This window comes from Flavobacterium ovatum, assembly GCF_040703125.1.
In the GTDB taxonomy this organism is placed as follows: domain Bacteria; phylum Bacteroidota; class Bacteroidia; order Flavobacteriales; family Flavobacteriaceae; genus Flavobacterium; species Flavobacterium ovatum.
In genome coordinates this window covers 3,262,334-3,285,991 of record NZ_CP160035.1, presented here as the reverse complement: position 1 = coordinate 3,285,991, position 23,658 = coordinate 3,262,334, and the positions used below count along the sequence as shown (strand labels likewise).

The following is a 23,658-nucleotide window of genomic DNA, read 5'->3' as shown; positions in this document are numbered from 1 at the left end:
AGATGAACTCCTCATTATTTTATAGTCTTTTACGAAAGAAATTCCCTTTTACGCCAACATACCAACAGGATATATTTTTTCAAAAAATTGCTATTTTCTTAACAGATACTTATGATGATACGATTTTTGTACTCAAAGGATATGCAGGAACAGGGAAGACAACTGTTATTTCGACTATTGTCAATAATTTGGTTGAAATCAATAAAAAATACGTTTTGCTAGCGCCTACAGGTCGTGCGGCAAAAGTAATTGCGAACTATTCAGAAAAGCCAGCATTTACGATTCATAAGAAAATATATTTTCCCAAAAAGTCTTCAGGTGGGGGCGTTTCTTTTATTTTACAACCCAACAAACACAAGAATACCATTTTTATAGTCGATGAAGCTTCGATGATTTCGGATACCAACTCGGATTCTAAATTATACGAAAGTAGTTCATTGCTGGACGATTTGATTTCCTATGTTTATTCGGGAACCAATTGTAAAATGATCCTATTGGGAGATACCGCTCAGTTGCCACCAGTAAACTTAGATGTCAGTCCTGCTTTAGATATCGATACCCTTAGTTTGCATTACAATAAAGAAATAGATCATATCGAACTTGATGAAGTTATGCGTCAAGAGGAGGATTCAGGAATTTTGTATAATGCCACAGAATTACGTGCCTTGCTTAAAGATTCATTTATTACCGATTTTCAATTTGATGTAAAAAAATTCAAAGATATTGTTCGATTGGTGGATGGCTATGATATTCAGGATGCTATCAATTCGGCTTACAGCAATTACAGTATTGAAGACACTGCCTTTATTGTTCGTTCCAACAAAAGAGCGAATCAATACAACGAGCAAATTAGAACTAAAATCTTAGATAAAGAAAACGAACTCTCCACAGGTGATTTTCTAATGGTGGTGAAGAATAATTATTTTTGGTTAAAAGATTCAGACGAAGCAGGTTTTATTGCCAATGGAGATATTATCGAGGTTTTGGAGATTTTTACCATCATCGAATTGTATGGATTTAAGTTTGCCAAAGTAAAAATCAGAATGGTTGATTACCCCAACCAAAAACCATTTGAAACCGTATTATTATTAGACACTATCAAAAGTGAATCACCATCATTGTCTTACGAAGATTCTAATAGACTGTACGAAGAAGTGATGAAAGATTATGAAAGTGAAACTACTAAGTACAAGAAATTCCAAAAAGTAAAAGCAAATGAATACTTTAATGGATTGCAAGTAAAGTTCTCGTACGCAATTACTTGTCATAAATCACAGGGAGGGCAGTGGAACACTGTATTCATAGAACAACCCTATTTACCCAACGGTATTGATCGAGATTATATCCGATGGCTGTACACCGCTATGACGCGTGCTAAAAGTAAATTATATTTGATAGGTTTTAAAGACGAGAGTTTTGTGGAATGATCTAAATTTTGATAAAAATGAATACTTTAGATAGCTTACATACCATTTCAAGTACTTTTTCCAGTACTGAAAAAATGCCTGTTTTATTCTTAGGACACGGTAGTCCAATGAATGCTATTGAGGAAAATCAATTTGTGGCAGGTTTTAGAAATATTGCTAAAATCTTGCCACAGCCGAATGCGATTTTGTGCATTTCGGCGCATTGGTTTACTAAAGGAACAAAGATTACTGCGATGAAAATGCCTAGAACGATTCACGATTTTGGTGGTTTTCCAAAAGAATTATTTGATATACAATATCCAGCTAAAGGAAATCCACATTTGGCAATAGAAACCAAAGAATTGTTATTGCCAACTGAGATCGAACTCGATCAAGAATGGGGATTGGATCACGGTGCATGGAGTGTAATTAAACATTTATATCCCGATGCTAATGTTCCAGTGATTCAGTTGAGTATTGATTACTCAAAACCCGCTCAATACCATTATGATTTAGCTAAAAAATTGAGCAGTTTACGACATAAAGGTATTTTGATTATTGGTAGCGGGAATATCATTCACAATTTACGATTATTTGATTTCGCTAATTTCGACAAAGAAAATTATGGTTTTGATTGGGCAATAGAAGCTAGAGAGAAAATAAACCATTTTTTATTGGATAACAATTTCCAAGCCTTGATAGATTACGATAAACAAGGTAAAGCTTTGCAGTTGGCAATTCCAACACTAGATCATTATTTGCCTCTAATTTATACTTTGGGGTTGAAAGAAAAGAAAGAAGAATTGATTTTGTTTAATGATAAATTAGTGGGAGGCGCAGCGAGTATGACTTCGGTTAGGATTGTGTAGATTATTCAAAATTTTAATAGTCAAAACAACCATTGAGTCTTAGAGTCTGTATAGTAAAAAATCAGGCATAAATATTAGTTAGTCTAAAAAACAAAAAATCAATAGTATAAATTAAAAAAGCATAATGAAACCTAATTCATTATGCTTTTTTGTTCAGTATAAAAAAGTGATAAAGTTTAATTATCCCTTTTTTTATTTTCTTACAAATGGAGGAAGTAATTTAGTTTTAACCTCTCCAAAACCTATTTGAACTTGACTGTTTTTGCAGAATCCATTCATGATAACAGTATCGTTATCATTAATAAATTTACGTTCTGTCCCATCATTTAATTGTATTGGGTTTTTACCTCCCCAAGTAAGTTCTAACATAGAGCCATAACTATCTTGTGTAGGGCCAGAAATAGTTCCAGAACCCATCATGTCACCTGAATTTACTCTACAGCCATTAGATGTGTGATGTGTTAGCTGTTGGTTCATAGTCCAGTACATGTGTTTAAAGTTTGATTTACTAACCACAGTTGGTGTTGAGCCTTCTGGTTGGATGGCAACTTCAAGTTGAATGTCAAATGAGTGCTTTCCTTTTTGTTGTAAATAAGGTAAAGGGCTAGGTACTTGTTTTGGGCCAGGGACTTTAAATGGCTCTAGGGCATCTAATGTTACAATCCATGGCGAAATAGAAGTAGCGAAATTTTTTGATAAAAAGGGACCTAAAGGTAAGTATTCCCATTTTTGGATATCTCTTGCGCTCCAATCATTCATCAATACCATTCCGAAAATATAATCTTCAGCCTCACTTATGGGAATCATTTCTCCCATAATATTAGCATCAGTAGTGATGAAGGCGGTTTCTAGTTCAAAATCGACTGAACGTGATGGTCCTAAAACCGGTGTAGACTCTCCTGCAGGAAGTGTTTGACCAATTGGCCTGTGTATAGGAATATCAGTTGGGATTATCGAGGAACTTCTTCCATGATATCCGATTGGAATATGCAACCAATTAGGAAACAGTGCGTTTTCGGGATCACGAAGCATCTTACCTACGTTGGTAGCATGTTCTTTACTTGAACAAAAATCGGTATAATCACCGATTAATACAGGTAATTGCATTTCGACTTCTGCAATGTTAAAAATAACGATATCTCGGTGCTTTTCGTTGTCTCTTAGTGTTGGGTTTTTTTCGTCAAAAATATCAGCAATTCTGTTTCGAACTAGCCTCCATGTTTTTTTTCCATCAGATATAAAATCATTTAAAGTGTCTTGCATGAACATATCATCAGTCAATTCAATTCCTGAGAAATAATTCATTTGCTGCAAAGCACCTAAATCAATAGCAAAATCACCTATTCGGGTTCCTACAGTGACCACGTTTTCTCTTGTTAAAAAAACGCCAAACGGAATGTTTTGAATAGGAAAATCACTGTTTTCAGGGACTGACAACCAAGATTTTCTTTTAGTATCGTTAGCGGTAATTGGCATAGGGAGTTTTTTTATTGAAAATTATTATATCAAATATATCATAATCTAGCTATTGAACAAACGTTTTTTTGTATTTTTGCCTCAAATTAACTAAATTGATAGAAATGCAACGCGACAAACAAATTTTTGACCTTATTCTTGAAGAACAAGATAGACAAATACACGGATTAGAACTTATTGCCTCTGAAAACTTTGTTAGTGACGAAGTAATCGAAGCTGCAGGTTCAGTTTTGACTAATAAATATGCCGAGGGGTATCCAGGAAAAAGATATTATGGAGGTTGTGAAGTAGTTGATGTTGTTGAGCAAATTGCTATAGATAGAGCTAAAGAATTGTTTGGTGCTGTTTATGCAAATGTACAACCTCACTCAGGTTCACAAGCAAATGCTTCTGTATTTCATGCTTGTTTACAACCAGGTGATAAAATTTTAGGATTTGACTTATCTCACGGTGGTCACTTAACTCATGGTTCTCCAGTCAACTTTTCAGGACGTGTTTACAACCCCGTTTTTTATGGTGTTGAAAAAGAAACAGGTCGTTTGAACTACGATAAAATTCAAGAAATTGCTACTAGAGAGCAACCAAAATTAATTATTGCAGGTGCTTCGGCTTATTCTCGTGATATGGATTTTGTTCGTTTTAGAGAAATTGCTGACAGCGTTGGTGCTATTTTAATGGCTGATATCTCTCATCCTGCTGGATTGATTGCTAAAGGTTTAATGAATGATCCAATTCCTCACTGTCATGTTGTTACTACAACTACCCATAAAACATTACGTGGACCTAGAGGTGGTTTAATCTTGATGGGGAAAGATTTTGAAAACCCATGGGGATTGAAAACTCCAAAAGGTGATATTAGAATGATGTCTTCATTATTAGATTTAGCGGTTTTCCCTGGAAATCAAGGTGGACCATTAATGCATATTATAGCAGCAAAAGCAATTGCTTTTGGTGAAGCTCTTCAAGATGAGTTTTTTACTTATGCTAGACAATTGCAAAAAAATGCGAATGCAATGGCTGATGCTTTTGTGAAAAGAGGATACAATATCATTTCAGGTGGTACAGACAACCATATGATGTTGATTGATTTAAGAAACAAAGGGATTTCTGGTAAAGAGGCTGAAAATGCTTTGGTAAAAGCTGAAATCACAGTAAATAAAAATATGGTTCCATTTGATGATAAATCACCATTTGTTACTTCTGGTATCCGTGTAGGAACAGCAGCTATTACCACTCGTGGTTTGGTGGAAGCAGATATGGAAACTATTGTTGCTTTGATTGACAGAGTATTGACAAATCATACTGACGAAGATGTTATTGAAGCAGTTGCTGACGAAGTAAATGAAATGATGAGCGAAAGAGCTATTTTCGTTTTCTAAATAAAAACTTTTTGTTTAAAGTTTCAGGTTTAAAGTTTAAAGTTTCGCGGTTGTCAATAACAACCCGAAACTTTAAACTTTTTTTAGCTTTACAATAACCTGAAACTTCGAACCTATAACCTGAAACAAAATAAGTATGGGCGTATTACGATTACAATTACCTACAGACCCAAGATGGGTAAATATTGTAGAAAAGAATATAGAGGAGATTTTGACAGATCATGCTTGGTGCGAACAAAAAGCAGCTACCAATGCGATTACTATTATAACCCATAACTCGGAACATCAAGATTTGGTTCAAGATTTATTGGCTTTAGCTAAAGAGGAAATCGAGCATTTTGAAATGGTTCATAATATCATAATCAAACGTGGTTTGAAGTTGGGTCGTGAGCGAAAAGATGATTATGTAAATGAGTTGTACTTGTACATGAAAAAATCGAATGATGGAAGTAGAGTTTCTGGTTTGGTCGAGAGATTATTGTTCTCGGCTATGATTGAAGCCAGAAGTTGTGAGCGTTTCAAGGTTTTATCTGAAAATATTAAAGACGAAGAATTATCTGTTTTTTATAGAGATTTGATGGAAAGTGAAGCGGGGCATTATACCACATTCATTACTTATGCTAGAAAATATGGAAAAGGAATTGATGTAGAAAAACGTTGGAGAGAATGGTTAGCCTTTGAAGAATCGGTAATTGCTAATTACGGAAAAGGAGAAACTATTCACGGGTAAAATACTATTATCCGTGATGTTTTTTAAATCATATCTTCAGGCTTTACCCAAGCATCAAATTCTTCAGCGGTAACATATCCCAACCGAATTGCTTCTTTTTTTAAAGTTGTTCCGTTTTTGTGAGCTGTTTGAGCAATTTCTGCAGCTTTATAATAACCAATTTTAGTATTCAAGGCGGTTACCAACATTAGGGAATTATTTACTAATTCATCAATACGTTTGTGATTGGGTTCTATCCCTTGGGCGCAATGTTCGTCAAAAGAGTGGCAAGCATCTCCTAATAATTGAGCAGATTGTAAAAAATTAAAAGCCATCATGGGTTTGAAAACATTCAATTCATAATGCCCTTGCATACCACCAATGGTAATAGCCACATCATTTCCCATGATTTGGGCACAAACCATTGTTAAAGCTTCAGATTGTGTAGGGTTTACTTTTCCAGGCATTATTGATGAACCAGGTTCGTTTTCAGGAATTAAAATTTCGCCAATTCCAGAGCGAGGTCCAGAGGCTAACATTCGTATGTCATTCCCTATTTTATTTAAAGAAACCGCTAATTGTTTTAAGGCACCGTGACTTTCTACAATGGCATCATGCGCTGCCAAAGCTTCAAATTTATTTTCGGCTGTTTTAAAGGAAAGACCAGTAAATTGAGAAATGTATTTAGCTACTAGAATGTCGTAGCCTTCAGGAGTATTTAAACCAGTACCTACAGCAGTTCCTCCCAATGCAATTTCAGATAAATGCGGTAAAGTGTTTTTTAAAGCTTTTAGCCCATGATTGAGTTGTGAAACATAACCTGAAATTTCTTGTCCTAAGGTAAGTGGTGTTGCATCCATAAGGTGTGTACGTCCTATTTTTATAACATCTTTGAATTGGGTAGATTTATTTTGTAGCGTATCTCTAAGTTTTTCAATGGCAGGGATTGTAACTTCAATAAGCATTTTATAACTAGCAATATGCATAGCAGTAGGGAAGGTATCATTAGAGGATTGTGATTTGTTGACATCGTCATTAGCTTTGATAAGTGGTTCGTCTTCGCCAATTCGCAATCCATTTAAAACCTGAGCACGATTAGCAATTACCTCGTTTACATTCATATTACTTTGTGTTCCTGAGCCTGTTTGCCAAATTACTAGAGGGAAATGTTCTTTTAATTGTCCCGTTAAAATTTCATCACAAACGGTTGCGATAGTATCTCTTTTTTCAATTGATAAAACATTTAAATCACAATTGGTATAAGCGGCAGCTTTTTTTAAATAAGCAAAACCCATAATAATTTCTTTAGGCATAGATGCTGGACTACCAATTTTAAAATTGGACCGAGATCGTTCCGTTTGTGCTCCCCAATATTTGTCACTAGGGACAGATACTTCTCCAAGAGTGTCTTTTTCGATTCTAAATTTCATAATGTGATGATTTAAAAAAAATGTAGAATTTTGTTTCTTCTATAAAAGTACGCATTATTATTTTTTATGTAATTTGATTTGGTTTTTATTGTTAGCAAATGATTTAAAACCTATATTTGTGGCTACATTCAAAAATTCCGGAAAACATGTTTGAATTTTCACAGTATTTAGGCTTTTTACTTTTTTTAACCGTATTAACTATAGGTTTTTGGTTAATGTTTTTTCTAGTAGGTTTCGTTCAGTATTGGATCGGAGGCGCTTTATGGGAAAGATACAAAGCAAAGAAAGCAAAGAAACAAGAATCACTTTAGTATTAATTTGATTTGAAATAAAAAAGGACTCGATATTCGAGTCCTTTTTTTATGGTATAATGTGTCTGGAATAGTTTTAACCTGGGAAATCTCCATCACCATTTTCATTGTTTTGTTGTCTTCCTCCTTTTTCTGTTTCCCCTTTTTTCTTGTTGAAACGATAAGTAAAGGAAAGGTTAATTTGTCTTTGTCTAAATTGTAGTTCAGTATAAGAATCAATTACACCCGGAATGAAGGTTTTGAACCTTCTTTTACCTGAATTAAAAATATCATTAGCATTTAAGGAAATGGTAGCCTTGTCTTTTAGTATGTCTTTACTAAGTGCAACAGTTGCAATAAACATTCCTAGGTATTTTCCTTGTGCGCTATTTTTAGGACCAAAGTACATAAGATTAGTTTGCCAGTCGATTTTGCTTGGTAATGTTACTTTTGAAGAAAGTCTTGTGAACCAACTCGTAGCAGTACGGTCAAAATTCTGTGTTACTTCTACGTCATTAATATCAGTATAGGTGTAGTTACCTGTTGTAATGCTTTTATAAACATTAAAGCTGTTGTTTAGCCTCCACCATTTGAATGGAGAATAGTTTATATTAAGTTCAAAACCATAACGGCTTTCCTTTGCTAAGTTGATTGGAGTTGTTAATATTACAGGTGTTTCTGTAATTTGTCCGTCCACCTCAGTTTCAACGACATCTCCGTTTGGTCTTCTGATGAATTGAAAAACAGAAGTGCTATAGTTGTAATAAATAGAAGAGGTTAGTGTTGCTTTTCCAATTTTTGTCATAGATGCTAATTCATAAACATCTGTAAAAGATGGATTTAAATCAGGATTTCCTTGAAAAATATTTACATTACTAGAATAGTTTGATGAAGGGTTAATGTATCGAGAGCTTGGACGTGATATTCTTTTACTGTAATTAACAGATAAACTAGTTTCATCAGTTAACTCATAGGTTAAAAATGCACTTGGGAAAAAATTATTATACTTTTTAGTATTGAAGTTGTTAGAACTAAGCAAATTGATGTCAATATTTGAATCTTCGTAACGAACTCCTAACAGGTAAGAGAATTTATTTATTTTCGAACCAAATTGCGTGTAAATAGCATTAATTTTTTCTTTATATTCTAATATATTACTGTAGTTTGGGTCTGCGGTATAATCCCCATTTGTTTCAATATCACCTATTTTAAAATCAGTAGTTAGGACTTTAAATTGCCCTTTATACCCCATTTCAAATTGCGTATTTTCACCAATAGGAAGTACGTAATCTGTTTGTACTAATTGGCTAACATCTCTTCTAAAACTAGTTGTAAATTGTTCAAATTTACTGTTAGGGCTACCAATGATTTGATCCGTAATAACTGAATCGTCAATGTCTTTGTTATTTGAAGTTGAAAAATCAAATGTCAATTTGTGACCGTCTTTTTTAAATTTTTTGGTAAAATTAGTATTGTATTGAAAATCTTCATCATTAGATAGTTCGTCATTATAACGATTCCTCACATAAAAGTCACTACCCACATAATTGTCAAAGTTGACATCTTCAGGATTATGTCCATCCTGATTTCTGTATTTAATAGAATTGGTCCATGTTATGGATGGGGTTATGAACCAATCTGCTCCAAATACAGTATTGAATCCATCTCTTTCACGAACTCGTTTGTTTACTTCATTGATTGTTTTTTCTATAGAACCATCTTCATTCAAATAATTGGTGTTGGTTTTAGTATTTCCAGGAGAGCTACTGTCATTGTAACCAATTGAGGTAAATAAATTATAATGATTTGTTTTATAATTGATGTTAGAATTTAAATCAAGATTTTTTGGGTCTCCCACTGTAGCTACTACAGTACCATTTAATCCATTATTTTTTCCTTTTTTAAGTACAATATTAATAATTCCAGCTCCACCTTCTGCGTCATAGCGGGCAGATGGATTGGTGATGACTTCAACTTTATCTAGAGCATCGGATGAAATACTTTTTAAAGCATCACTAATATTGGTAACATTAGCAGGTCTTCCGTCAATTAAGATACGGACATTATCGTTTCCACGAAGACTTACGGTTCCATCAGTGTCAACTGCTATTGAGGGGACGTTATTAAGAACATCACTAGCAGTTCCACCTCTTACGGACATGTCTTGGCCGACATTATATATTTTTTTATCTAATTTTATTTCAACCGCTGGTCTTTCAGTTGTAATCACGACTTCTTTTAATTGTGCGGCATCTTCTTCTAGAGAAAAAGTACCCAAAGAAGTGCTTTTTTGCAATAATCGTTGATTAATTTCGATAGGTTTGAAAGAAATGTATTCAATTTTAATAGTGTACATTCCAGGATAAATTTCAATGTCAAAAGTACCTTTTGAATCAGTAATTCCACCAGAAAGCGCTTTTGGGTTTTTAGGATTAATGAAAGTTACCGTTGCATACTCTAGAGGTTGCTTAGTCGTTTTTTCAATAATTGTTCCCGAGATTTTAATTTTTTCTTTTAAAACGGGTTTTTGTTGTGCAGTAGTATTTAAAAAGCTAAAAATAATACTGAGAGCTAAGAGATGCTTGAGAAAATGTCGCATTGATACCTTGTTATTAATTTATTATTAGAATACTAAACTGTCATAAGGTTTAAAATATTCAAAATGATTAAGTGTTGTTAAAATTAAACTATTGTTTGATAAAAGTTTCTAATTTGTCAAATTCCTGGCCAATTATGGCTTGATCGTTGTAAATTACGATAGGTCTTTCAATTAAAATTGGATTTGAAACTAGTGTTTTTATAATGTCTTCATTGCTAAGTGTTTTGTTTTTATAGTTTTCGATCCAAATTTTTTCTTTTTGTCTTACTAATTCAATTGGCTCAAGATTTAGTTTTTTTAAAAGCAATCTTAATTCTTCTATAGTAGGAGGAGTTTCAAGATATTTGATGATTTCAAAATCCATATTTTTATCTTCCATGAAAGCTAAACAATTTCTTGATTTCCCACATCTTGGATTGTGATAAATTTGCATCATAAGTATAATTTAATGTTTATTTAAAATAGCTTGCTATCCTTAAGGTTGATTTTATGTTAAAAAAGATGAAATATTTCGCTAAAATACTATTTCGAATCCTATCTTAGTCCTAAATAAATTGTAAATTAATGTTTGTTGAACAAGGAGTAACTTCAGAGAATAAATTTTGGAAATATATTATAGGTTCTTTTTTGATAATTACAGTTTCATTTATAGGTCAAATTCCTTTATTACTAGGGGTTTTTTATCAAGTGTTTTTTAATAAAGTAAAATACCCTTCAGGAAATGAAGAGTTAATGCATTTTTTTGATTCTAATGTAACATTAGTTTTAATTTTAATCCCTTCTGTTTTAACGCTATTTGGAATTTTTTATGTTGTACGTCATTTGCATCAGCAAACGTTACTTTCAGTTACTACTTCTAGATTGAAAATGGATTGGAAAAGGATATTTTTCTCTTTCTCTATTTGGTCTTTTTTTATTGTCCTCACTACATTGAGTGATTATTATCTTAATCCTTCTGATTATGTTTTTAATTTTAAACCTATTCCTTTTATACTATTAATAGTGATTGGAACACTTTTAATTCCTTTTCAAACCAGTGTTGAAGAATATGTTTTTAGAGGATATTTGATGCAAGGCTTTGCTAATTTGGCTAAAAATAAATGGTTTCCATTAATGATGACTTCCATTATTTTTGGGATGATGCACGTGTTTAATCCAGAAGTTTCTAAGTTGGGGAATATTATTTTTGTCTATTATATAGGAACGGGATTGTTTTTAGGAATTCTTACGCTGATGGATGAGGGAATGGAATTAGCGCTAGGATTTCATGCTGCTAATAACTTGATAAGTGCGTTGTTAATTACGGCAGATTGGTCTGCTTTTCAAACTCATTCTATTTTTAAAGATATTTCAATTCCTGATGCAGGTTTTGATATTATTTTCCCAATATTTGTAATATACCCAATGCTTTTATTTATCTTTAGTCGTAAATACCAGTGGGTTGATTGGAAAGAGAAACTAACAGGTAAAATACACTAACTACATATAATAATACACAACTAACAACAATGAGAAATGTTACTTATAAAAACGTTCATAATCGTTTTAGATTAAACGGAGTTTACTTAAACAAACAAGAATTGATTCATGTTTCCTATTCATTAGTAAAAGAGGGTGATGAGTTTGAAAAATCTATTGGGGATTTTTTACTAGATTGGTTTGATGATAAGTCATATATTGATTTACAGACTTCAGGCACAACAGGAGTTCCAAAAATTTTGAGAACTGACAAGCAGATTATGGTGAATTCTGCTTTAGCTACGGGAGATTTTTTTGAGTTATCTCCAGGAGATAAAGCATTGTATTGCTTGCCAACTAGATTCATTGCAGGAAAAATGATGCTGGTTAGAAGTTTTATCTTAGGATTAGATATTGATTTTGTAGCGCCTAGTTCGACTCCTTTGGAACGAAATGAAACTATGTATGATTTTGCAGCAATGGTTCCTTTGCAAGCTAAAAATTCTATTGCAGCTTTAAGGAATGTTAAAAAGTTAATAGTAGGTGGAGCACAAATGAGTAAGGAATTGGAAAAAAGTTTACTAATGATAAATACCAAAGTGTATGAAACATATGGTATGACGGAAACAATGACTCATATTGCTGCTAAAAAAATTGGAGAAAAAGCATTTACTGTTTTGCCAAGGGTTAAAGTTTCTCAAAACGATCAAAAATGTTTGGTGATTGATGCGCCAAGGGTTGCTAAAGAACAGATTGTTACTAATGATATTGTAGAAATCCTTAACGATAAACAATTTGTTTTCTTAGGTAGAATTGATAATGTTGTTAATAGTGGGGGAATCAAGATGCTTCCTGAGGTAATTGAAGAAAAGTTATCAAACGCTATTTCTAACAGATTTTTTATTGGCGGACTACCAGATGAAGTACTTGGTGAAAAATTGGTACTTGTAATAGAAGGCGAAAATAAAGAGTTTGATACTTCTATCTTTGATGCTCTTGACAAATATGAAAAGCCAAAAGAAATTCTATTTGTTTCTAAATTTGATGAAACAGAAACAGGAAAATGTAAGCGTAAAGAAATATTGTCTAAATTAAAATAGTCACTATATATTTTAAAAAAAGGAAGCAAATTGATTTTTCAAAATGCTTCCTTTTTTTATGTTCTATTGAACATAAACATTGATATTTGCAATTGTCTTTCGCTACTGTTCCATCTTAAAATAGTAATCTGCTGAATTTTTTCCGCTTCCATAAAACATAAAGAAGATACATACAGCTAAAGTTGCTATTGCTAAGATAAGGTTTTGTGATTGCATTTCTCCCATGAAGTTTACAACAACAGCTCCCAAAAGGATTGGTAGTTGTGCTATTATTGCCCATCTAGTCAAGAGTCCAAAAACAATCATAATACCACCAATCATATGGGCAGGAGCAATATAATGTATAAGAAACATTCCTCCTCCAATTCTATCGATGGGAGAAATCAAATCTACTAGATATTGAATATTTGTAATGAATTCAACACCTTTCATGAATAAAAAAATCCCCAGTGCAATTCGGATTAAATCTATAGATAAATAAGTGTGCGCATTCGCCCATTTATTTAAGGTTTTTACGTTGTTCATAATACTATAGTTTTTTAAATTAATACACTAAGGTAGTGATTTTTAAGATAATAGGTGATAGTAGTGTCGAAAAATTTCCTTCAATAAGCTGTGATTTGGACTTGTCTTACAGCCTAAACCTGAATCACACCTAAATTAAATTTCTTTTCAATAGGAGCGTGGTTAGCAGCCTCAATACCCATTGAAATCCATGTTCTAGTATCTAAAGGATCAATAATAGCATCAGTCCACAAGCGTGCCGCAGCGTAGTAAGGAGAAACCTGTTCGTCATATCTTGCTTTGATTTTTGTAAACAATTCATTTTCTTTCGCTTCATCAATAGTTTCTCCTTTGGATTTTAAAGACGAAGCTTCAATTTGTGCCAATACTTTGGCTGCCTGAGTGCCTCCCATTACCGCCAACTCAGCACTTGGCCATGCAAAAATTAATCTAGGATCAAATGCTTTTCCGCACATGGCATAATTTCCAGCACCGTAGGAATTCCCTATTACCACAGTGAATTTAGGCACTACAGAATTGCTTACAGCATTCACCATTTTAGCACCGTCCTTAATAATTCCGCCCTGTTCAGACTTAGAACCTACCATAAAACCAGTAACGTCTTGTAAAAAAACTAATGGTATTTTCTTTTGGTTGCAATTGGCAATAAATCGAGTAGCTTTATCAGCACTATCCGAATAGATAACTCCTCCAAATTGCATTTCGCCTTTTTGGGTTTTTACTACTTTGCGTTGATTGGCAACAATTCCAACTGCCCAACCGTCAATACGGGCATAACCAGTAATAATGGTTTGTCCATAACCCTCTTTGTATGCTTCAAATTCTGAATTATCAACCAATCGATGGATGATTTCCATCATATCGTATTGTTCATTTCGAGCTTTAGGTAAAATACCGTAGATATCGTTTTCGTCTAAATTCGGTTTTATAGCTTTGACTCGACTGAAACCTGCTGGCGTGTAATCACCTATTTTGTCAATAATATTTTTGATTTTGTCAAGTGCATCTTTATCATCTTTAGCTTTATAATCCGTAACCCCAGATATTTCACAATGCGTAGTAGCCCCACCCAAAGTTTCATTATCAATGGTTTCACCAATAGCAGCTTTTACTAAATAACTTCCAGCAAGGAAAATACTTGCCGTTTTATCCACAATAATAGCTTCGTCACTCATAATTGGTAAGTAAGCTCCTCCAGCCACACAGCTTCCCATAATAGCTGATATTTGAGTAATTCCCATGCTACTCATCAAAGCGTTATTTCTAAAAACACGTCCAAAATGTTCTTTATCTGGGAAAATTTCATCTTGTAATGGTAAAAACACGCCCGCACTATCTACTAAGTAAATAATAGGTAAGCGATTTTCCATGGCGATTTCTTGTGCTCTTAAGTTTTTCTTACCAGTAATAGGGAACCAAGCGCCTGCTTTCACTGTGGCATCATTGGCAACAACAATACATTGCTTTCCTCGGATATACCCAATTTTGATTACCACACCTCCGGAAGGACAACCGCCATGTTCTGCATACATTCCTTCTCCTGTAAAAGCTCCAATTTCAATTACTTTACCTTCTTTATCAAGTAGGTAATTTATGCGTTCACGAGCAGTCATTTTACCTTCATTGTGAAGTTTTTGGATGCGTTTTTCACCTCCTCCTAATCTTACTTTTGCAAACTTTTGTTTTAAATCGGATACTAATAGTTTATTGTGATCTTCGTTTTTATTGAAGTTTAAATCCATGTGAAGTGAGAGTTTTATAATGCAGGGCTAAATTACAAAATCCAGTGAAAATTTAGAATAAGATTTCAGGAAAATGGAGTTTTATAATTAAAAAAAACAATTCGAATTCAGTCATTCCAACTTATTTACTTTTAAGGAGTCTTTGTTTTGCTAATGAGACGCGATATTCCAATAAACAGAATTGAAATTAGTCCAAAGAAGCCAAATAGAAATGTACTATTTAAGAATGTTTTATTGTATCCAAGAATGTTTACATCAATAAACGGATAAGGGTAATAGTTTGAAAAATGACCCCGTATTAAAATATAAAGAAGATAAATTAAAGGGTAAATAAGCCATTTAATAACAGGTTTGAAATTTAGACGTTCTTTTTGGTGGTAATTAAACCAATAAATTAGATATAAAACGGGAATAATTGAATGGAGTAGTTCATCAACAATATACTGTAAACCAGTTGGATTCCATAAAAATCGTAAAATTGCATTATACACCAATCCCACAACACTTATGTAAACTGCAATCGCTGTTTGTATTTTGTAATTTTTGAAAAAGGAATAAAGTCCGTTTTCGGGCTTTAACCAAAGAATTGAAAAACAACAAGCAACTAAGATATTCGTTAGGATTGTATAAAAACTAAAAAACCGAATAAGCGTTTCAGGGATTGAAGCTATTCGGTTATTTATAATGAGGTAGAGTTGAATTAATACTGCAGTCCAACCTAATATTGTTCCAGCTATTTCAATATTTTTTTGGCTTAGTATCGGGGCTTTTTTCATATTAAAGGGCTTTTGTTTTATTCAAAAATAAAATAAAAACATTCAATTATAGAGTGATTCTAATGAAAAAAAAAACATTTATTTTTTAGAATCGTTTACTAATCTTTTCAATATAGCCCATTGTTTGAGTGCGTCACGCGCTTCAACTGCTGGATATCCTAGCATTGTTTTTCCTGCAGGAATATCGCCTGTAACTCCTGAACCAGCTCCTACAATAGCACCATCACCAATAGTTGTATGATCTTTGATAGAAGCACTTCCGCCAATCATGACTCCATTTCCTAGTGTAACAGAACCGGCTAACCCACTATTTCCTGCCATAATACAAAAACGACCTAGTTTACTATTGTGACCTATTTGTACTAAGTTGTCAATCTTACAACCGTCACCTATTACAGTCGAGCTAAACTTTCCTCTGTCAACACAACTGTTGGCACCTATTTCAACATTGTTTCCAATGATTACATTTCCAATTTGCGGGATTTTTACCAATCCTCTTTCAGGACATGGACGAAAACCAAATCCATCTGCACCAATAGTAGCATTGGGATGAATAATACAATTATTGCCAATATGACATCGTTCTCTAACGACAGTTCCTGACCAAATTACAGTGTTTTCACCAATAGTGGTACCATCCAAAATGGTTGTATTTGGATAAATAATAGAGTTTTTACCAATAACGACTTTAGGTCCCACATAGCAACCAGCACCCACTTTTACTCCAGTTGAAATAGTAGCTGTAATATCAATAGTTGCTGAAGGATGAATTTCGGAATCAAATTCAGGCATTGGAAAAGCAAAAAGTTCTAAGATTTGCGACATCGCTAAATCAGCATTTTTAACTTTAATAAAAGCTCTGTTTTCACCTGGCTCTATAGAAATATCTTCGTTGACAATAGCAACACAAGCATTAGAGGTAGCCCAAAGTTTTTCATATTTCTTATTTCCAATAAATGAAATCTCAGTATTACTGGCAACTTCTAATTGTTCAGGAGCAGTTATGTTTTGTTGAGTATCCCCCAGGATAATTCCTTGAAGGACTTCATTTATTTCTAAAATAGAATATGATTTCATAATGTAGTTCGTTATTTAGTTTCAAAATAAGTGATTTGATTTAGGTATTCCTAATTTTTTGGCAAACTTATATCATGATTGTTTGAAGAATAAGAGATAAGTAGAAAAATGTTTTGCGATTTGAATGAATTTGTTTTAGTGGTAAAAACGAAAACCCGAGAGTCCATTTGAACTTTCGGGTTTGTGTTTTTAGCTAAATTATTATTAAGACTTTCTATAAGTTACTGATATCTTTATCTTTTGGATATTTTACTTTATAACTAAGCCTTATTTTTTTTGTCTCGTTAGGGGTAAGGTTTAATTCCCAAGTTAGAATCCCTGTTTCTTCATTGACTTTGGCTTTGCTTTTTTCTAAAATTTCGATTGTTATTTCTTTGTCATTGCTCAATGGGTATTGATCTTTTAATAGTATTTCAATAGCTTCTTTTTTGTTGTTTCGAACAGTAATCTCATAAGTAAACGTTTGTTCTTTGTATGAAGATAAGAATTTTGTTCCCGACTTATCTACTATTTTTTCGCGTGTGATGGAGATTTTCTTATCTCTACCCATACTTAATTTTAAAGTATCAGCAGTTTGATTTGGATTGATCGTCGTTTTTCCAACATACATACCTTCAAAAATGATATTAGCTTCTCCTTTTAAAAGATTATATTTTGAATAATCAATTATTTCAGCCAATAAAAAAGCTTCTTTGTCAAGTCTTGGAGCAGCATAGTAATTATATGTTGCAGGTAATTTAATTTCTTTCAAAGCAACACTATGTACTTTCCCGTTGGATAGAATATCATAAGGGATCTCAATGTCAAAGGAAACATTGAGTTGGTTTTCATTGATTGTTGTGTAGTTAGAAACACTTGAAATTTGACTAGGACTGCTTCTTTTTTGCGTACCATAACCTATTACAACCACTTCATTTAATTCAGCACTTTTATTAGCATAAGTTATAGGCTGATTGTATCTCAAAAACCAAGGTTGTAATTCGGGAGCTTGATTATTTTGGTTTGGATTTCCGCTGGATAACGTTAGTTGTATTTTTCTCCAATCAATTCCGGTAGTTTGTACCAGTTGCGCTTTATACATCATATTGATTGGTTCCTTGATACTTTCGGCTCGTAAGTCGTAAAATGGTTTCCAATTAGCAGCGTTCGTGATGTAGGTTATATTCAAAGGAACAGTTCCCGCAACTTCATTCATGACTTGTAAAATCAGTTTTCCTGAAGAGGATTTCTCTTCATTTTTAGTGTTGAAATCTAATTTGTTGTTTAAAATGATAAGCCTTTTGTTCCAATTAGTCTCTTTCTCTTTTAAATCTACAACTGTAATTTCAAGTTCCGTTCTTTTGGTTTTATAATATTCGACCATTTTCATTAATTCGGCTACATTTAGACCAGAATTTATTCCAGAAACGGTTTGGTTTTTATCTAATAATGCAATGGTCTGTGTATTGGACAGCACTTGAATCTGAATTTTTTTTATTTCTTTTTGTACCAATGTAATACTGTCACGCACTTTTTTTATGGCAGGATTACTTTCATCAATTTCAAATTCTGAAATGTAATTATTGGTAAACTGAACCGAAAGAATAGTTACGGAACTTGGAGCCCCAATTTGAATGGTACTTTCGTTTAAATTATTCGCCACATTTTTGATGACAATTTCACTCGTTCCAGCAGGAAGGTTTACTGTCGTGTTTTGAGTTAACTCTGCAGCATTTGAATATACAGTGGCGGCTTTTACTTTGGCCGAAGTAAAGATTGGTTTCTGTGCATAAGAAATAACAGAAATCATAAAGAGAATCAATACGATTTTATTTTTTTTCATCGAAAGGTTTATTAGCTATTAGTAGCGCTGTTTTTGTAAATGTAATTTAAAAACTACAGTATTTTTTCATTTGGCTAAACAAATAATGTAAAGTTAAATAAAGAAACCCGACAGTTTTAAACTGTCGGGTTTGATATGTAATAATAAAAGAGAACTTTATTCTTCTTCTTTTTGTCCCATCATCATCAGGTAGGCTTTTAAGAACTCATCGATTTCACCATTCATTACAGCGTCAACGTTGCTAGATTCGTAACCTGTACGAACGTCTTTTACCAATTTATAAGGTTGCATCACGTAATTACGAATTTGAGAGCCCCATTCAATTTTCATTTTACCCGCTTCAATATCAGAACGTTGTTCTTGTTGCTTCTTTAATTCAATTTCATACAACTGAGAACGTAACATTTGCATGGCTCTACTTCTGTTATCATGTTGTGAACGTGTTTCAGAACATTGAATTTGGATTCCAGAAGGTTTGTGTACCAACTGAACTTTAGTCTCTACTTTATTTACATTTTGTCCACCAGCTCCACTGGAACGAGCAGTTGTAATTTCGATATCAGCAGGATTGATTTCAATTTCTATAGTGTCATCCACTAAGGGATAAACATAGACGGACGCAAAAGAAGTATGTCTTTTGGCATTACTATCAAAGGGTGATATACGTACTAAACGATGAACGCCATTTTCACCTTTGAGATACCCAAAAGAGTAATCACCTTCAAATTCTAGAGTTACTGTTTTAATTCCTGCAGCATCTCCTTTTTGAAAGTTCAGTTCTTTGATTTTGTACCCGTTTTTTTCTGCCCACATCATGTACATACGCATAAGCATCTCTGCCCAGTCGCAACTTTCAGTTCCTCCAGCTCCAGCTGTAATTTGTATAACTGCACTAAGTGAATCACCTTCATCTGAAAGCATATTTTTGAATTCTATGGCTTCAATATGATTTTCAGATTTTGCATACTGTTCATCTAGTTCTTCTGGGGTGAGTTCTCCTTCACGGTAAAACTCGTAGGCTAATTGCAATTCGTCAGTCAACTCTATCGCTTTATTGTAATCTTCAATCCATTTCTTTTTGGACCTCAGGTTTTTAACAATAAGTTCTGCTTCTCTTGCATTGTTCCAAAAGTCAGGAGCAAAAGTTTTTTCTTCTTCGTTTGCAATTTCGATTAATTTGGCATCAACGTCAAAGATACCTCCTCAACGCACCAAGGCGCTCTACAATACCTTTAATTTGTTCGGTAGTTGTCATAAAATTTGTAATTTTGTGCCACAAAAATAGAAAAATTTAGCAAAGACACAAGTCGTGGCTTGTGAGTATTTGTATATATATAGAAAGATATGGAAATAAACTTGGTTAGTGACACTGTTACTAAACCCAATTTCGAAATGCTGGAGTGTATGTTTAACGCTCAAGTAGGGGATGATGTTTACAAACAAGATCCTACAGTAAAAGAACTAGAAGCTACTGTGGCTCAGATATTTGGTATGGAGGAAGGATTGTTTTTTCCATCAGGAACTATGGCTAATCAAACGGCTATTAAATTACATACCAATCCAGGAGATCAAATCATTGCTGATAAAAACTCACATGTTTATCTTTATGAAGGAGGAGGTGCTTCTTTTAATAGTGGCGCATCGTTTAGTTTAATTGATGGTCATCGAGGAATGATTACCGCCGATCAGGTAGTACAATCTATCAATAATCCAGAATTTTATCATAGTGCCCTAACGAGTTTAGTTTGTGTTGAAAATACGACTAATAAAGGTGGAGGTGCTTGTTATGAACTCGAGGATTTGCAAAAAATTAAAGCTGTTTGTGTCGCTAATAATTTAAAATTCCATTTAGATGGTGCCCGAATTTGGAATGCCTTAATGGAAAAAAAGCAAAATCCAAAAGCATTTGGTCAACTCTTTGATACGATTTCGGTTTGTTTGTCCAAAGGATTGGGAGCGCCTATTGGCTCGGTATTGTTAGGAGATAAAGCGACTATCCATAGAGCTTTGCGAATCCGTAAAATATTAGGTGGAGGAATGCGACAAGTAGGTTATTTAGCAGCAGCAGGTTTGTATGCTTTAGAAAATAACATTTCAAAATTACCCGAAGACCACCGTAGGGCCAAAGAAATAGCTCAAGTTTTAAGAAAAACGCATTGGGTGGAACATATTGCTCCTGTAGAAACGAATATCATTGTTTTTACCATAAAACCACAATACAATGAAAAATTAATTGTAGAAAAATTTAAACTCAAAAACATATCAATAAGTACAATGGGACAAGGTAAACTTCGCATTGTTACTCATTTAGATTATCGAGAGGTCATGCATGGATACGTTCTGGAAATCCTTGGGAAATTAGAAGTTTAATAAAACTAAAAAAAGCATGAAATTAATTTTTTCATGCTTTTTTAGTTTTTAAATTATCTGTATTTTATTTGAATAAATTATCCATTCCTGGAATCATAGGCATATCCATTTTTGTAACAGCATCTAGTTCCGATTCGTTAACTTTAGTGGCTTTTTCAATCGCTTTGTTAAGGACTAAGATGATGTAATCTTCTAGTTGTTCTTTATCTTCCAATAATTCATCTGCAATAGATACAGCTGTTATTTTTCGATTAGCGGTCATGGTCACTTTAAATAAACCATCTGTGCTTTGTTCGTCAACAAGAACGGTATCCAAACGTTTTTTAGTAGCTTCTATTTTATTTTGGGTCTCTTTCAATTTACCCATCATTCCCATTAAATCCATTTTTATTTCTTTTAGCAGTTTATAAGGCTAAATTAATATATTCAAATCAATTCACAATGTTAAATTAGGTTAAAACAGGCTGTGATTCCGTTGGCTTATGTTATTTTTGCCATCGATCGTATCAAAATTCGAAATCATACCAATGATAAAAACCAGAACTGCACCTGTTGCAAAAGTTATACCTACTACGCTAGAAAAATTCAATGACGTTAGAATTGATGATTATTTTTGGTTAAATGACCGCGAAAATCCAGAAGTTATTGATTATCTTAATAAAGAAAATGAATATTATCAAGAGATGACCGCTCATACTCAAGACTTTCAAAAGGAATTGTATGAGGAAATGAAAAGCCGTATTAAGGAAGATGACGAATCTGTTCCTTATTTTTATAACGATTATTACTACATAACGCGTTTTGAGATTGGAAAAGGGTACCCGATTTATGCTCGAAAAAAAGGGAGCCTTTCGGCAAAAGAAGAAATTCTTTTTGACTGTAATGAATTAGCAGAAGGTCAACCTTATTTTAAGTTAGGTGGAATGAGTATCAGTCCTGATAACACAATGGCTATTTTTAGTACGGATGTAATAGGTAGAAGAATTTATACGATTCAAGTAAAAAACCTGGAAACCAACGAAATTTTATCGGACAAGATTGAAAATGTAACAGGTTCTGCCGTTTGGGCAAATGATAATCATACTATTTTTTATTCTTCACAAGACGAAGTTACTTTACGTTCTGATAAAATTTTGAAACATAAATTAGGAACCAAACAAGAAGAAGATGTTTTGGTGTATTTTGAAAAAGATGATACTTACAGTGTTGATATAGCTAAATCAAAATCTAGAAAGTATCTGGCTATTGAGTGCGGAAGTTCTATTACAACGGAATATCGTATTTTGAATGCCGACACTCCTGATGGGAAATTTAAAATGTTCCAAAAAAGAAAAAGAGGAGTAGAGTACAGCATCAATCACTATAAAGACAGCTTTTATATTCTGACCAATAAAGATGATGCTGAGAATTTTAAATTAATGAAAACTCATGAAGGGGCTACTACTTCAGATAATTGGGTAGAGCTAATCGGGCATAGAGAGGATGTTTTATTAGAAGATATTGAGCTTTTTGCTAATTATTTAGTTCTCGAAGAACGAACGGGAGGTTTGAATAAAATCCGAATCATGTCTTGGGACGGTACGGAAGAATATTATTTACCTTTTGGTAGTGAAACATATACTGCTTACACATCAACGAATGTAGATTTTGAAACGGAAATATTAAGATATGGTTACCAGTCAATGACTACTCCTGCTTCAATTATTGATTTCAATATGAGAACTCAAGAAAAAGAAGTATTAAAAGAGCAGCAAGTTCTCGGAGGACAATTTGATAAAAATAATTATACAGAAGAACGTGTTTGGGCTACGGCTACTGATGGAACTAAAGTTCCAATTTCATTGGTATATAGTAAAGAGCTAAAGAAAGACGGCCAAAATCCATTGTTGCTATACGCTTATGGTTCTTATGGCCATTCTATGGATGCTCATTTTTCATCCACTCGTTTGTCATTATTAGACAGAGGATTTATTTATGCAATTGCACATATCCGCGGAGGGGAAGATTTAGGAAGGCAATGGTATGAAGACGGAAAGCTGTTAAGTAAGAAAAACACCTTTACAGATTTTATTGACTGCTCTAAATATGTCATTGAACAAAATTATACTAGTCCAGCACATTTGTATGCCGAAGGCGGTTCAGCTGGCGGTTTGTTAATGGGAGTGATTATCAATGAAGCTTCAGAATTGTATAATGGAATCATTGCGCAAGTTCCTTTTGTAGATGTTATGACTACTATGTTAGATGACACTATTCCTTTGACAACTGGGGAATACGATGAATGGGGGAATCCAAATGTGAAAAAATATTACAATTATATGAGATCGTATTCACCTTATGATAATATCAAAGAACAAAGATATCCCCATATGTATGTTTCAACTGGTTTACATGATTCACAAGTGCAATATTGGGAACCAGCAAAGTGGGTGGCTAAGTTGAGAATAGCAAAAAAAGAGGATACAGTATTGTATCTTGATACAAATATGGATGCAGGTCATGGAGGAGCTTCAGGACGATTTGAAGCTCTTAAAGAATTAGCAAAGGAATTTAGTTTTTTACTAGATTTAGAAAAAATTAAACACTAATCGGATTTTTTTGTTAAATTTGCAATGTATCATTGTTAAATA

The 23,658-nt window shown here is 33.4% G+C and carries 19 protein-coding genes; 8 read left to right on the top strand and 11 right to left on the bottom strand.

Annotation, left to right across the window (positions count from 1 at the left end; translation table 11 throughout):
• Nucleotides 1–2 precede the first annotated feature (2 nt).
• Nucleotides 3–1,427 carry an AAA family ATPase gene (locus ABZP37_RS13825; protein ID WP_366183694.1) on the top strand — a complete coding sequence of 475 codons (1,425 nt, stop codon included), beginning with the start codon at nucleotides 3–5 and terminating at the stop codon, nucleotides 1,425–1,427.
• 17 nt (nucleotides 1,428–1,444) lie between these two features.
• Nucleotides 1,445–2,275: a 4,5-DOPA dioxygenase extradiol gene (gene ygiD / locus ABZP37_RS13820; RefSeq protein WP_366183693.1), complete on the top strand. Its 831-nt coding sequence runs from the start codon at nucleotides 1,445–1,447 to the stop codon at nucleotides 2,273–2,275.
• Between the two features lie 192 nt (nucleotides 2,276–2,467).
• Here ygiD and fahA read toward each other — a convergent pair whose 3' ends face one another.
• Complete coding sequence (fahA, locus tag ABZP37_RS13815; RefSeq protein ID WP_366183692.1) at nucleotides 2,468–3,751, bottom strand: fumarylacetoacetase; 1,284 nt, start codon at nucleotides 3,749–3,751, stop codon at nucleotides 2,468–2,470.
• A gap of 104 nt (nucleotides 3,752–3,855) precedes the next feature.
• Between fahA and glyA the strand changes: the two genes are divergently transcribed.
• Nucleotides 3,856–5,130 carry a serine hydroxymethyltransferase gene (gene glyA, locus ABZP37_RS13810; RefSeq protein ID WP_366183691.1) on the top strand — a complete coding sequence of 425 codons (1,275 nt, stop codon included), beginning with the start codon at nucleotides 3,856–3,858 and terminating at the stop codon, nucleotides 5,128–5,130.
• Between the two features lie 136 nt (nucleotides 5,131–5,266).
• On the top strand, nucleotides 5,267–5,860 hold the full coding sequence (locus ABZP37_RS13805) for a tRNA-(ms[2]io[6]A)-hydroxylase (RefSeq protein ID WP_366183690.1): 594 nt from the start codon (nucleotides 5,267–5,269) through the stop codon (nucleotides 5,858–5,860).
• 23 nt (nucleotides 5,861–5,883) lie between these two features.
• Here the strand turns inward: ABZP37_RS13805 and fumC are convergent, their stop codons facing one another.
• The 3 genes from fumC to ABZP37_RS13790 all read right to left on the bottom strand — a co-directional run bounded on the left by fumC (nucleotide 5,884) and on the right by ABZP37_RS13790 (nucleotide 10,594).
• Nucleotides 5,884–7,269 carry a class II fumarate hydratase gene (gene fumC, locus ABZP37_RS13800; protein WP_366183689.1) on the bottom strand — a complete coding sequence of 462 codons (1,386 nt, stop codon included), beginning with the start codon at nucleotides 7,267–7,269 and terminating at the stop codon, nucleotides 5,884–5,886.
• A 387-nt stretch (nucleotides 7,270–7,656) separates the two neighbouring features.
• Nucleotides 7,657–10,158, bottom strand: a complete 2,502-nt coding sequence (locus ABZP37_RS13795; RefSeq protein ID WP_366183688.1) for an outer membrane beta-barrel family protein — start codon at nucleotides 10,156–10,158, stop codon at nucleotides 7,657–7,659.
• Nucleotides 10,159–10,246: 88 nt separating this feature from the next.
• Complete coding sequence (locus ABZP37_RS13790) at nucleotides 10,247–10,594, bottom strand: ArsC/Spx/MgsR family protein (protein WP_366183687.1); 348 nt, start codon at nucleotides 10,592–10,594, stop codon at nucleotides 10,247–10,249.
• A gap of 128 nt (nucleotides 10,595–10,722) precedes the next feature.
• Between ABZP37_RS13790 and ABZP37_RS13785 the strand changes: the two genes are divergently transcribed.
• Together ABZP37_RS13785 and ABZP37_RS13780 are read left to right on the top strand one after the other, a co-directional pair.
• Complete coding sequence (locus ABZP37_RS13785) at nucleotides 10,723–11,637, top strand: CPBP family intramembrane glutamic endopeptidase (RefSeq protein WP_366183686.1); 915 nt, start codon at nucleotides 10,723–10,725, stop codon at nucleotides 11,635–11,637.
• Nucleotides 11,638–11,666: 29 nt separating this feature from the next.
• The gene (locus ABZP37_RS13780; RefSeq protein WP_366183685.1) at nucleotides 11,667–12,716 is read left to right on the top strand and encodes an AMP-binding protein; all 1,050 of its coding nucleotides are present in this window, start codon (nucleotides 11,667–11,669) and stop codon (nucleotides 12,714–12,716) included.
• 102 nt (nucleotides 12,717–12,818) lie between these two features.
• On the opposite strand, the gene ABZP37_RS13775 is transcribed toward ABZP37_RS13780, so the two are convergent.
• The 6 genes from ABZP37_RS13775 to prfB all read right to left on the bottom strand — a co-directional run bounded on the left by ABZP37_RS13775 (nucleotide 12,819) and on the right by prfB (nucleotide 19,913).
• Nucleotides 12,819–13,241: a DoxX family protein gene (locus ABZP37_RS13775; protein WP_366183684.1), complete on the bottom strand. Its 423-nt coding sequence runs from the start codon at nucleotides 13,239–13,241 to the stop codon at nucleotides 12,819–12,821.
• A 113-nt stretch (nucleotides 13,242–13,354) separates the two neighbouring features.
• On the bottom strand, nucleotides 13,355–14,983 hold the full coding sequence (locus tag ABZP37_RS13770) for an acyl-CoA carboxylase subunit beta (RefSeq protein WP_366183683.1): 1,629 nt from the start codon (nucleotides 14,981–14,983) through the stop codon (nucleotides 13,355–13,357).
• 131 nt (nucleotides 14,984–15,114) lie between these two features.
• On the bottom strand, nucleotides 15,115–15,759 hold the full coding sequence (locus ABZP37_RS13765) for a Pr6Pr family membrane protein (protein WP_366183682.1): 645 nt from the start codon (nucleotides 15,757–15,759) through the stop codon (nucleotides 15,115–15,117).
• 78 nt (nucleotides 15,760–15,837) lie between these two features.
• The gene (lpxD, locus tag ABZP37_RS13760) at nucleotides 15,838–16,836 is read right to left on the bottom strand and encodes a UDP-3-O-(3-hydroxymyristoyl)glucosamine N-acyltransferase (RefSeq protein WP_366183681.1); all 999 of its coding nucleotides are present in this window, start codon (nucleotides 16,834–16,836) and stop codon (nucleotides 15,838–15,840) included.
• A gap of 214 nt (nucleotides 16,837–17,050) precedes the next feature.
• On the bottom strand, nucleotides 17,051–18,658 hold the full coding sequence (locus tag ABZP37_RS13755) for a DUF4139 domain-containing protein (protein WP_366183680.1): 1,608 nt from the start codon (nucleotides 18,656–18,658) through the stop codon (nucleotides 17,051–17,053).
• Between the two features lie 156 nt (nucleotides 18,659–18,814).
• Nucleotides 18,815–19,913 (bottom strand): peptide chain release factor 2 gene (gene prfB, locus ABZP37_RS13750; protein ID WP_366183679.1). Its coding sequence is split into 2 segments (ribosomal slippage): nucleotides 18,815–19,849 and nucleotides 19,851–19,913, totalling 1,098 coding nucleotides; the frame shifts between segments, so codons are not numbered across the junction.
• 89 nt (nucleotides 19,914–20,002) lie between these two features.
• Here prfB and ABZP37_RS13745 point away from each other — a divergent pair.
• The gene (locus tag ABZP37_RS13745) at nucleotides 20,003–21,028 is read left to right on the top strand and encodes a GntG family PLP-dependent aldolase (RefSeq protein ID WP_366183678.1); all 1,026 of its coding nucleotides are present in this window, start codon (nucleotides 20,003–20,005) and stop codon (nucleotides 21,026–21,028) included.
• Nucleotides 21,029–21,092: 64 nt separating this feature from the next.
• On the opposite strand, the gene ABZP37_RS13740 is transcribed toward ABZP37_RS13745, so the two are convergent.
• Complete coding sequence (locus tag ABZP37_RS13740; protein WP_366183677.1) at nucleotides 21,093–21,413, bottom strand: YbaB/EbfC family nucleoid-associated protein; 321 nt, start codon at nucleotides 21,411–21,413, stop codon at nucleotides 21,093–21,095.
• A gap of 142 nt (nucleotides 21,414–21,555) precedes the next feature.
• Here ABZP37_RS13740 and ABZP37_RS13735 point away from each other — a divergent pair, with 142 nt between their 5' ends.
• Nucleotides 21,556–23,616 (top strand): S9 family peptidase, encoded by a 2,061-nt coding sequence (locus ABZP37_RS13735; protein WP_366183676.1) that lies wholly within the window; start codon nucleotides 21,556–21,558, stop codon nucleotides 23,614–23,616.
• Nucleotides 23,617–23,658 lie beyond the last annotated feature (42 nt).